Source organism: Virgisporangium ochraceum (assembly GCF_016863655.1).
Classification (GTDB): Bacteria; Actinomycetota; Actinomycetes; order Mycobacteriales; family Micromonosporaceae; genus Virgisporangium; species Virgisporangium ochraceum.
In genome coordinates this window covers 17,298-27,907 of sequence record NZ_BOPH01000109.1, presented here as the reverse complement: position 1 = coordinate 27,907, position 10,610 = coordinate 17,298, and the positions used below count along the sequence as shown (strand labels likewise).

Below are 10,610 nucleotides of genomic sequence, written 5' to 3'. Positions count from 1 at the left end.
AGGCCAGGTGGGGGAGGAGCCTGTCGAGGCGCACCGGCAGGTCGCGGACCCGCACCCCGGTGGCGTGCCACACCGCGTTGACGATCGCCGCCGGTGAGCCGACGATGCCGATCTCGCCGATCCCCTTGGTGCCCATGGGGTTCAGCTGGTCGTCCTCCTCGTCGAGCCAGGCCGCGTCGATCCACTCGACGTCGGCGTGGGCGGGCACGTGGTACCCGGCGAGGTCGTGGTTGACCCAGTCGCCCATGGCCGGGTCGAGCACCCCCTCCTCGTGCAGCGCCATGCCCAGGCCCATCGTCATGCCGCCGATGAGCTGGCTGCGGGCCGTGCGGGGGTTGATGATCCGGCCGGCGGCGTACATGCCGAACAGCCGCGACACCCGCACCTCGCCGGTGTCGGCGTCGACGCGGACCTCGGCGAAGTGGGCACCGAACGCGTGCTTGCCCTCCGTCTGGAGCTCGGAGACGTCGTCGGTGGTGTCGTACACCGCCTCCGGCGCCGTGCCGTCGAGCAGCGCGCCGCAGGCCCGGGTGACCGCCCAGCCCCACGACGACGTCCCCGACGAACCGCCCGCGACCGAGCCCTGCGGCAGCGTGCTGTCGCCGATCCGCAGGGTCACGTGCGAGACCGGGCAGCCGAGCGCGTCGGCGGCGATCTGGGTCAACACGGTGCGGGCGCCGGTGCCGAGGTCGGTCGCGGCGATGGCGACCTCGAACCGGCCGTCGTCCAGCCGCCTCGCCCGCGCCGCCGACGGCTGCACCATCGCCGGGTAGAGGGCGCCGGCCACGCCGGTACCGACCCACCAGTTCCCGTCGCGGCGCCGCCGGGGGCGCGGATCCCGTCCCTCCCACCCGAAGCGCACCGCGCCCTCGCGCAGGCAGGCGGTGAAGTGGCGGCTGGTGAACGGCGTACCCGAGTCGGGGTCGACGGACGGCTCGTTGCGTAGGCGCAGCTCCACCGGGTCCAGGCCCAGCTTCTCGGCGAGCTCGTCCATGGCGCATTCGAGGCCGACCATGCCGGGCGCCTCGCCCGGTGCCCGCATCCAGCGTGGCGTCGGCATGTCCAGGCGCAGCATCCGGTGCGACGTGTGGCGGTTCGGCGCCGCGTACATGTGCCGCGTGCACACGGTCGTCTGCTCGGCGAACTCGAACATCCGCGACGACTGCCCGACCGCGACGTGGTCGATCGCGGTCAGCGTGCCGTCGCGGTCGGCGCCGAGCCGGATCCGCTGGATGGTGGGCGTGCGGTAGCCGACCATGCTGAACAGCGCTTGCCGGGGCAGCGCCAGCTTCACCGGACGGCCGACCACCTTCGCGGCCATCGCGGCGAGCACGGCGTTGGGCCGGGCACTTCCCTTGGAGCCGAAGCCGCCACCGATGTGCTCGGCGATCACGTGCACCCGGCAGTCGAAGATCGGGCCGAGGTCACCCGCCACCACCGACGCGCCCTGGTTGGAGTCGTACAGCACCAGGTCGTCGCCGTCCCAGCGGGCGATCGTGGCGTGCGGCTCCATCGGGTTGTTGTGCAGCGCCGGCGTCGAGTAGGTGACGTCGACGGCCACCGCCGCGGCGGCGAGCGCGGCGTCGACGTCGCCGTCGGTGGTCTCGGCCGGGAAACCCGGGTTGACCGTCTCCGGCGTGTACAGGTCGGGGTGGTCGGCGGTGAGTTCGGCTTCGTGCGGTTCGGTGGCGATGTCCAGTCGCAGCACCTGCGCGGCCCGACGGGCCGCTTCCAGCGTGCGGGCGACCACGAGCGCGACGGCCTGACCCCGGTAGCTGATCCGGTCGGACTGCAGCACGTGCAGCTCCGGGTCGTCGGCCTCGTTCAGCCGGGGCGCGTTGCCGTGCCACAGCACCGCGAGCACGTCGTCGGCCTCGGTGAGCGGGTCGACGACGACGTCGGTGAGCGTGCCCTTCGCGACGGGTGAGCGCACCACCCACGCGTGGGCGACGTCGCGCACCGGGTACTCGGCGGCGTACAGGGCGGTGCCGGCGACCTTCTGCGGCCCTTCGATCCGGGCGAGCGGCGTGCCGGTCGAGCGGTACGTGGTGGACGTCATCGCGTTGCCAGTCTCGTGAGGGTCGCGGCGACCAGGTTGCGGATCAGGGGGACCTTGAAGCCGTTGTCACGCAACGGAACCGCCGCGGCCAGTTCGGCGTCGGCGGCGGCCAGGAACGACTCCCGCGTCGCCGGCCGGCCGCGCAGCGCCTCCTCGGCCGCGCGCGCCCGCCACGGCTTGTGGGCGACGGCGCCGAACGCGAGGCGCACGTCGGCCACCCGTGCGTCGGCGACGTCGAGCGCCGCCGCCACCGAACCCACCGCGAAGGCGTAGGACGCGCGGTCGCGCGCCTTGCGGTAGGCGCTGTTCCGGGCGACGTCGGTCAGCGGCACGTCGACCGAGGTGATCAGCTCACCGTGCTCCAGGACCGTGTCGCGCTCCGGGGCGTCGCCGGGCAGCCGGTGCAGGTCGACCAGCGCGACCGAGCGCTTCCCACCGGTCCCGTCGATGTTCACCACCGCGTCGAGCGCCGCCAGCGCGACCGCGAGGTCGGACGGGTGGGTGGCCACGCAGTTCTCGGAGTGGCCGAGGACGGCCAGGTTGCGGTGGTCGCCGTCGCGGGCCGGGCAGCCGGAGCCGGGAGTGTGCTTGTTGCACGGCTTCGTGACGTCGGTGAAGTAGCGGCACCGGGTGCGCTGCAACAGGTTGCCACCGGTGGTGGCCATGTTGCGCAGCTGCCCTGAGGCGCCGGCGAGCAGCGCCTGGCTCAACGCCGGCAACGCCTCGCGCACCAGCGGATGCGCGGCGAGGTCGCTGTTGCGCACCGCGGCGCCGATGCGCAGCAGCCCGTCGTGCGCGGTGATGCCGTCGAGGCCGAGGCGGTTGATGTCGACGAGCGTGCCGGGTGTGGCGACGCCGAGCTTCATCAGGTCGACCAGGTTCGTGCCGCCGGCGAGGTAGCTCGCGTCGGGCGTCAGGTGTGCGACCGCGTCGGCGACGTCGCTGGCGCGGTGGTACGTGAACGTCCTCATTGGACGGACCTGATCGCGTCGACGATGTTCGGGTAGGCGCCGCAGCGGCAGAGGTTGCCGCTCATCCGTTCGCGCACCTCCGCGTCGTCCAACCGCTGTTCACTGACGACGGACCCGGACGTGACGGCGCTGGGCCAGCCCCGCGCGGCCTCCTCGAGCATGCCGACCGCGGAGCAGATCTGGCCCGGCGTGCAGTAGCCGCACTGGAACCCGTCGTGCTCGACGAACGCCCGCTGCACCGGATGCGGCTCCTCCTCGGTGCCCAGCCCCTCGATCGTGGTGATCCGCGCGTCCTCGTGCGCGACCGCCAGCAGGAGGCAGCTGTTGACCCGGCGCCCGTCGAGCAGCACCGTGCACGAGCCGCACTGGCCGTGGTCGCAGCCCTTCTTGGCGCCGGTGAGCCGGAGGTGCTCGCGCAGCGCGTCGAGAACGGTGGTGCGCGGATCGAGGTCGAGGGTGTGGGTGACGCCGTTGACGACCAGACGCATGATCGGCACCTACCCGGGACGGGTCCGGGCAAACCGCCTCAGCGGGGGAGCAGGCGGGTCAGGAGCGTGTTCGCGGCCTCGATCACCAGGTCGCGGTCGTGGGTGATGGCGTAGTCGAAGCGCCGGGCGGCGTCCGGACCCGTGTCGCCGCAGTCGCGGGCGACGAGCGCTCCGGCGAAGCGGGAGCCGATGGCGATGACGTTCCACTCGCCGCGCAGCGGGTCGTCGTCGGCGAGGTCGGCTCCCCGGACCCCGGGCGCCGGGGCGACGGGCATGCCCGCACCGAGGGCGCCGACGAACGCGGCCGTCCGCGCCAGGTCGGCGTAGCGGTGCCGGGTCATCGGCGTGAAGTGGCCGGTGTGCTGGAAGCAGCCGAGGAGCACGATCGGCTCGTTCGGGTCGAGGCCGGCGTGCTCCAGGTGGAAGCTCATCGGCAGCAGCAGATCCTTGCGGGTCCGGTTCACCGGCCGGTGGGCGGCGACGGCCGCGAACGGAGTCGCGGGCGCGCCCCTGGGCGTTGGCGCGCCTCCGGTGGCCAGTGGTGTCACCAGCCCCGCGGCGGCGGGCAGCGGTCCGGGCCGGTCGAACAGCCAGCCCTGCCCGACGGTGGCGCCCATCGCGCGGGCGATGTCGGCGTGCTCCGCGGTTTCGATGCCTTCGGCGAGGATCGTGGCGCCGGTGCGCTCCGACTGGGCCAGCACGGCGTTGACCGTGCGGGCGATCTCGAGGCTGGGCCGGTTCTGGATGAGCCGCAGGTCCAGCTTGATGACGTCGGGCCGCAGGAACGGCATCATGGCGAGGCTGGCCGGGTCGGCGCCGACGTCGTCCAGCGCGATCGACCAGCCCGCGGCGCGGGCCCGCTCCACGCCGGCGAGCAGCGCGGCCGGGTCGGCGGTGACGGCCCGCTCGGTCACCTCCATCACCACCCGCAACCCCTCGCGGGCGGCCGACACGATCGGGCGCAGGTCGGGCGGGCAGGCCGTGCGCATCGACGCGGGCTCGGTGTTGACGAACCAGGACAGGTCGCGGTCCAGTCCCGCGTCCAGGGCGGTGCGGAGGGCGCTGGCGCGGGCCACCCAGTCCAGTTCGGCGACGCGCCCCTCGCCGTAGGCGGCGTGGAACAGGGCCGAAGGTGCCTCGAGGGGACCGGCGGGGCCGCGGGTCAACGCCTCGAATCCGACGGTCGCACCGCTGGCCAGGTCCACCAGCCGCTGGTAGACGGTCCGGACCCGCCGCGACCGCAGCAGCACCTCGACCTCCGACGGTGCCGCCGCACCCCCGACGCCGGGAACGGTGAGCATCTGCGCGGGCATGGCCGTGGAATCGGCATCCGGCCCGGGTCCCTGAGACGTTTGCCGCACCGGAGCACCGTAACCGCGATCACCGGCACGCGCCCGGCACGCGGCCAACCCCGAGGACGCCTCCACCCGGTGAGCGGGGGCTCCTCGGGCTCCGGGCACGGTGCCGGCCCCGGCGCGGCGCGCCGCGAGGTGGCCGGACGGCCCCCGGGGCCGCCCGACACCGGGGGAGCCCCCATGTCCGCGCCGCCCGCGTGTGATTCGACGACGCTCGATCCGGTGTGATCTCTCGGCCCGGACCCGCACTGGATCGAGCGTCGTCGAAAAGCGGGCCGGGCAGGCGAACGCGACCCCGGCCCGGTCGGGATCTATGCGCCGATCAGCGGCCCCACCTCGGGCCACACCATCCGCACGCAGCGGGGACTCCCCACGAGCCGCGACGGGTCGCCGCCGGGTGGAGGTACCGGCTCGATGCCGGTCGCCGTCGCGCCGCACGCCAGGTAGAACCGCTGTGCCGCGGTGTTCTGCTCCAGCACCCACAGGAACATGCCCCGGCCGCGTGCCCCGGCGTCGACGGCCAGCGCGGCGTGCCGCAGGAGCTGCCGTCCGATGCCGGTGCGGCGCCGGTCGTGGACGACGTGCAGGTTATAGAGCAGGCTGCCCCACCGCGGGTCGGTGCCGAACACGACGTGGACGAAGCCGACCAGCTGCCCGTCGTGGTCGGCGATGGTCGTCGCGGCGGGACCGGGGTCGGCGAGCCGCGCCGACCACGCGACGCGCCGGTCGGCCAGGAGCTCACCGTCGAGGAACGCGTCGGAGTAGGCGCCCCGGTACGTGCGGCGCCAGTTGTCGGCGTGCAGGGCCGCGATCGGCTCGACGTCGGCGGGGGAGCGGGCCGGCCGGAACCGGACGCCGGTCATCGCACCGGAGACCGGCGGCGGCGGAACACCTGCCGGTACGTCTGCGGGGACACGCTCGTGACCCGGTGGAAGTGCTGGCGCAGGTTCGCCGCCGTGCCGAAGCCGACCAGGACGGCGATGCGTTCGACCGGCTCCTCGCTGGTCTCCAGCAGCTCCTGCGCCACCCGCACCCGCTGCTGCACGAGCCACGTCAGCGGCGTGGTGCCGAGGGTGTCGCGGAACCGGCGGGCGAACGTGCGCGGGCTCAGGTGCGCCACCGCGGCGAGCCGGTCGACGGTGAGCCGCTCGGCGAGGTGCGCCCGCGCCCACTCCAGCGCCGGCGCCAGCTCGCTGTGCGGGTCGGCGCCCGCCACCGGTGGGGCGTACTGGGCCTGGCCGCCGTCGCGGTGCGGTGGGACGACCATGCGCCGCGCCACCTCGTTGGCAACAGCGGCACCGTGGTCGCGGCGGACGATGTGCAGGCACAGGTCGATCGACGCGCCGGTGCCGGCGGAGGTCAGCACGTCGCCCTCGTCGACGTAGAGCACACCCGGGTCGAACGTCACCGCCGGGAACCGCCAGGTGAAGTCGGGGGCGTTCATCCAGTGCGTGGTCGCGCGCCGCCCGTCCAACAGACCGGTGGCAGCGAGCAGGTAGGCGCCGGCGCAGAGCGACGCCACGCGGGCGCCGCGCGCGTGCGCGGCCAGCAGCGCCTCGACGAGACGCGGCGGCGGCTCCACCTGGTACGTGCGCCGGCACCCGGGGACGAGCACGGTGTCGGCCGCGACGAGGTGGTCGAGCCCGTACGGCGTGTCGACCCGCAGGCCGCCGGCGGTGCGCAGCGTGCCGGGTTCGGCCGCGCACAGTTTCAGCTCGTACCACGGGTCGACGATGTCGGACCGGTCGATGCCGAACACCTCGCACGGGACGGCGAACTCGAAGACCGGCAGCTGGTCTGACACCAGCAGGGCGACGGTGTGCGCCATGGCAGGATCCTATCGCATTGCGTCTTTCCTGCCACTGGTCGCGGTCGCCGGCACGAAGCACAGTCGACCGGTGAGCACACTGACCGTCCCGCAGGGCGCCGCCCTCTACATCGGCGCGGTGCTCGGCACCGGCGTCGTCGCGTTGCCGGCACTGGCCGCCGGGGTCGCCGGGCCGGCGTCGCTCGTCGCGTGGCTGGCGCTGGTCGTCCTGTCGGTGCCGCTCGCGGCGACGTTCGCCGCGCTCGGCGCCCGCTACCCCGACGCCGGCGGCGTGTCGACCTACGTGCGCTACGCGTTCGGCCCGCGCGCCTCGGCGGTCGTCGGGTGGTGCTTCTACTTCGCGGTGCCGGTCGGCGCGCCGGCGGCCGCGTTGTTCGCCGGCGACTACACGGCCGATCTGCTCGGCGGCGGCCGGGTCACCGCGACGGTCACCGCGCTCGCGTTGATGGCCGCGGTCACCGCCGCGAACCTCGGCGGTGTCAGGGTTTCCGGCCGGCTGCAGCTCGGCCTGGCCGGCCTGCTCCTGACACTGCTGCTGGTCGCGACCGTCACCTCGCTGCCCCACGCGCGGCTGGACAACCTCACGCCGTTCGCGCCGGAGGGCTGGCTCGCCGTGGGTACTGCGGCGGCGCTGCTGGTGTGGAGCTTCGCCGGCTGGGAGGCGATCACCCACCTGGCGGCCGACTTCCGGCGCCCGGACCGCGACCTGCCGCGGGCGGCCGCCGTCGCCGTGGTCGTGGTCGGTGTGCTGTACCTCGGGGTCGCGGTGGCGACGGTGCTCGTGCTCGGCCCGGCCGCGAGCGGGTCACCGGCGCCGCTGGCCGACCTGCTCGCGGTCGGCGTGGGAGGGCCGGCCCGCGCGCTGGCGGCGGTCGCCGCGGTCCTCCTGACGCTCGGCACGATGAACGCCTACTACGCCGGTGCGGCCAAGCTCGGCGCCGCCCTGGGCCGCGACGGCGCGCTGCCGTCCGCGCTGGCCGCCGGCAGCCGCGCGGGCGAGGTGCCGCGGCGCAGCCTCGGGGTCGTCTCGGGTGGCGCGACGCTGTCGCTGGCGGTCGTCACCGTCGCCGACGTCGGCGTGCGTCCGTTGGTGCTGCTCACCAGCGGCTGCTTCGTGCTGGTCTACGCGCTGGGCACCGCCGCGGCGATCCGGTTGCTGCCGCGGGGCAGCGTCACGCGCCGGCTCGCGTTCGTCGCGCTGGTCGCCGTCGCCGCCCTGCTGGCGGCGACGGGTGTCTACCTCGTCTGGCCGTTGCTGATCGCGGCGGTCGCGGTCGTCTACCACAAGGTCTTCGGCGGGACCGGGGTGAGCACGCCCGCGACCCTGTGACGTGAGATCCAGAGTTCTCGATGTATCGATTCGCGGGTATGGCGTGGGCACCCATTGCGCGAACTCGCACCGGGCGAGCAGTTCACGCCACCGTGAAAGGTGTCCGCTGTGCTCGACCGTCGAGACTTCCTGAAGGCTGCCGGCGTCACCGCCGGTGTGACCGCCGCCGGAACCCCACCGGCCGCTTCGGCCGCCGTTGCCGCCATTGCCACCGCTGAACCGAGCCCCGCGCCGCCTCCTGTCCCCGTCGATCTTGCAGTTGTGGCCCCCGACAAGGACTGACAAAGCCCGAAATAAGGGCGGCCACAACTGCAAGATCGACGGCGTGAGGGGTGCCGAGGGGCGCCGAGGGGGAGTGGGCCGGGGTTACTCGGTCAGGGTTGACAGGAGGCGGTGGGTGGCGCTGTCCATATGGCGGTCCATCGCCGCGGCGGCCGCCGACGGGTCGCGGGCGTCGATGGCGGCCAGGATGGCTCGGTGCTCGTCGAGGGTCAGGGAGGCGTAGGCGGCGTCGTCGAGGGCGCGTTCGGCCCACAGGCGGATCAGCGACCGGATGCTCTGGAGCAGGTCGCGCAGCAGGACGTTGTCGGTCGCGGCCGCCAGCTCCTGGTGGAACATCATGTCGGCGGTGACGAACTTCTCCAGGTCGTCCAGGTTCTGCTCCATCGTGCGGGTGTGCTCGGCCAACAGCCGCCGGGAGGCGTCGGAGGCCTGGGTCGCCGCCAGCCGCGCGGCCTGGGTCTCCAGGCCGTGACGGACCTCGATCAGCTCGCGGGTCTTGTCGGCGTGCAGCCGCAGGCCCCACGACAGGGTCTGCGGCAGCAGGTCGGACGTGCCGCCGCTGAGGTAGGTGCCGGATCCGGGACGCACGGTGACGATTCCGAGGATCTCCAGCGCCGCCAGCGCCTCCCGCACCGCGGAGCGGCCGACCCCCATGAGCGTGGCGAGCTGGCGTTCCGGCGGTAGGCGGTCGCCCTGCGCGATGGCGCCGCTGGCGATGTAGTCGAGCAGCCGCCGCGTGACCTCGGCCATGGCGGTGGAGCTCTTGATCGTGCCCCCGAGCGCGAGGCTCAGGCCGTCGGAAGTCTGCATATGCCAAATCCTAGCAACCGGTCAACCAAAATTGGTCAACCGGTTGACAGGTAGACCAATCGGAGTCAACCATGTAGTCACAGCTCGATTGCTGAGAGTTTTCGATGTAGGAGTTCGTATGACCCCCGCCGCGTCAAGCCCGGTAGACATCGTCGAGAGATCCGCGATCCGCAAGGTCGCCCTGCGCCTGGTCCCGTTCGTGGCGTTGATGTTCTTCATCAACTACCTGGACCGCACCGCCATCGGGTTCGCCGCCCCGAACGGCATGAACGAGGACCTCGGACTCACCGCCGCCCAGTTCGGCTTCGCGTCCGGCGTCTTCTTCGTCGGCTACATCCTGCTGGAGATCCCCAGCAACCTGGCCCTGCACAAGGTCGGCGCCCGGCGCTGGCTCGCCCGGATCATGGTGACCTGGGGCATCGTCGCGGTGCTGTTCACGTTCGTGCAGTCGTACACGCAGCTGTCGTGGCTACGCTTCCTGCTCGGCGTCGCCGAGGCCGGGTTCTTCCCCGGCGCGATCCTGTTCCTCAGCCTGTGGGTCCCGTCGCGGTACCGCAGCAAGGTGCTCGGCCTGTTCTACCTGGCCCAGCCGCTCACCACCGTGCTCGGCGCGCCCCTCGCGGGGTGGCTGATCAGCCACGATGGCGTGTTCTTCGGCCTGGAGGGCTGGCGGTTCATGTTCCTCGGCGTCGGCGCCCCGGCCGTCATCGTCGGTGTGATCGCGTGGTTCTACCTGGTCGACAAGCCGGCCGACGCGAAGTGGCTGACCCCGGCCGAACGCGACTGGCTCACCGAGGCGATCAGCACCGAGAAGAAGCCCCACGCCGAGAAGCACGGCGCGGGCACGCTCAAGGCCGCGTTCAGCAGCGGCCGGGTGTGGACGCTCAGCCTCATCTACTTCGGCTTCATCTACGGCCTGTACGCGCTGGCATTCTTCCTGCCGACGATCATCGCCGGCTTCCAGGACCAGTTCGGCACCACGTTCAACCTGGTCGAGAAGGGCCTGATCACCGCTGTGCCGTACGTGCCGGCCGCGATCGTGCTGTTCCTCGCCACCCGCCACGCCACGAAGCACGGCGTGAAGACCGGCCACATCGCGATCCCCGCCCTCACCGGTGGCATCAGCATCCCGTTGGCGCTGTTCGCCGGGTCGCCGACCGTGACCATCCTCATCATCACGATCACCGCCTGCTCGATCTTCGCCGCCCTGCCGAACTTCTGGACGGTGCCGACCCAGTTCCTCACCGGCGCCGCGGCGGCGGCCGGCATCGCGCTGATCAACACGATGGGCAACGTCGCCGGGTTCGCCGCCCCGTACGTCACCGGCTGGCTCGCCGACCTCAACGGCGGCGACTACAAGGTCGCGTTCTTCGCGGTCGGCGTGCTGATGCTGCTGTCCTCGGTGCTCATGGTGGCGCTGGGCCGGCACGACCGGGTCGCCGTCGAGGACCGCGTTCCGGCCGCGGCCGCGCACTGAAGGAGCAGAA

At 73.0% G+C, this 10,610-nt stretch carries 10 protein-coding genes; 3 read left to right on the top strand and 7 right to left on the bottom strand.

The genetic code is table 11. The features are described from left to right. The 6 genes from Voc01_RS40205 to Voc01_RS40180 all read right to left on the bottom strand — a co-directional run. The coding region (locus tag Voc01_RS40205; protein ID WP_203932959.1) for a xanthine dehydrogenase family protein molybdopterin-binding subunit at positions 1-2,059 on the bottom strand (2,059 nt) is incomplete at its 3' end. After that, on the bottom strand, positions 2,056-3,030 hold the full coding sequence (locus Voc01_RS40200) for an FAD binding domain-containing protein (RefSeq protein ID WP_203932958.1): 975 nt from the start codon (positions 3,028-3,030) through the stop codon (positions 2,056-2,058). The genes Voc01_RS40200 and Voc01_RS40205, both read right to left, overlap by 4 nt. After that, positions 3,027-3,518 carry a 2Fe-2S iron-sulfur cluster-binding protein gene (locus Voc01_RS40195; RefSeq protein WP_203932957.1) on the bottom strand — a complete coding sequence of 164 codons (492 nt, stop codon included), beginning with the start codon at positions 3,516-3,518 and terminating at the stop codon, positions 3,027-3,029. The genes Voc01_RS40200 and Voc01_RS40195 overlap by 4 nt, the downstream gene beginning before the upstream one ends. 38 nt (positions 3,519-3,556) lie before the next feature. Then, the gene (locus Voc01_RS40190; protein ID WP_203932956.1) at positions 3,557-4,831 is read right to left on the bottom strand and encodes a sensor domain-containing phosphodiesterase; all 1,275 of its coding nucleotides are present in this window, start codon (positions 4,829-4,831) and stop codon (positions 3,557-3,559) included. Positions 4,832-5,184: 353 nt separating this feature from the next. After that, positions 5,185-5,736 (bottom strand): GNAT family N-acetyltransferase, encoded by a 552-nt coding sequence (locus tag Voc01_RS40185; RefSeq protein WP_203932955.1) that lies wholly within the window; start codon positions 5,734-5,736, stop codon positions 5,185-5,187. Continuing rightward, the gene (locus tag Voc01_RS40180; RefSeq protein WP_203932954.1) at positions 5,733-6,701 is read right to left on the bottom strand and encodes a helix-turn-helix domain-containing protein; all 969 of its coding nucleotides are present in this window, start codon (positions 6,699-6,701) and stop codon (positions 5,733-5,735) included. Before Voc01_RS40180 ends, Voc01_RS40185 begins: the two co-directional genes overlap by 4 nt. Positions 6,702-6,771: 70 nt before the next feature. Between Voc01_RS40180 and Voc01_RS40175 the strand changes: the two genes are divergently transcribed. Further along, a complete protein-coding gene (locus tag Voc01_RS40175) occupies positions 6,772-8,031 on the top strand; it encodes an APC family permease (RefSeq protein WP_239160840.1) in 1,260 nt (419 codons plus the stop codon). A gap of 108 nt (positions 8,032-8,139) precedes the next feature. Beyond that, positions 8,140-8,313: a twin-arginine translocation signal domain-containing protein gene (locus Voc01_RS40170; RefSeq protein WP_203932952.1), complete on the top strand. Its 174-nt coding sequence runs from the start codon at positions 8,140-8,142 to the stop codon at positions 8,311-8,313. Positions 8,314-8,397: 84 nt separating this feature from the next. Here Voc01_RS40170 and Voc01_RS40165 read toward each other — a convergent pair whose 3' ends face one another. After that, positions 8,398-9,123 (bottom strand): FadR/GntR family transcriptional regulator, encoded by a 726-nt coding sequence (locus Voc01_RS40165; RefSeq protein ID WP_203932951.1) that lies wholly within the window; start codon positions 9,121-9,123, stop codon positions 8,398-8,400. Between the two features lie 118 nt (positions 9,124-9,241). Between Voc01_RS40165 and Voc01_RS40160 the strand changes: the two genes are divergently transcribed. Next, the gene (locus Voc01_RS40160; RefSeq protein WP_203932950.1) at positions 9,242-10,600 is read left to right on the top strand and encodes an MFS transporter; all 1,359 of its coding nucleotides are present in this window, start codon (positions 9,242-9,244) and stop codon (positions 10,598-10,600) included. Positions 10,601-10,610: the final 10 nt, after the last annotated feature.

Coding starts and splice junctions, on each gene's coding strand:
- Voc01_RS40200 (WP_203932958.1), bottom strand. CDS start 3,030: ATGAGGACGTTCACGTACCACCGCGCCAGCGACGTCGCCGACGCGGTC.
- Voc01_RS40195 (WP_203932957.1), bottom strand. CDS start 3,518: ATGCGTCTGGTCGTCAACGGCGTCACCCACACCCTCGACCTCGATCCG.
- Voc01_RS40190 (WP_203932956.1), bottom strand. CDS start 4,831: ATGCCCGCGCAGATGCTCACCGTTCCCGGCGTCGGGGGTGCGGCGGCA.
- Voc01_RS40185 (WP_203932955.1), bottom strand. CDS start 5,736: ATGACCGGCGTCCGGTTCCGGCCGGCCCGCTCCCCCGCCGACGTCGAG.
- Voc01_RS40180 (WP_203932954.1), bottom strand. CDS start 6,701: ATGGCGCACACCGTCGCCCTGCTGGTGTCAGACCAGCTGCCGGTCTTC.
- Voc01_RS40165 (WP_203932951.1), bottom strand. CDS start 9,123: ATGCAGACTTCCGACGGCCTGAGCCTCGCGCTCGGGGGCACGATCAAG.
- Voc01_RS40160 (WP_203932950.1), top strand. CDS start 9,242: ATGACCCCCGCCGCGTCAAGCCCGGTAGACATCGTCGAGAGATCCGCG.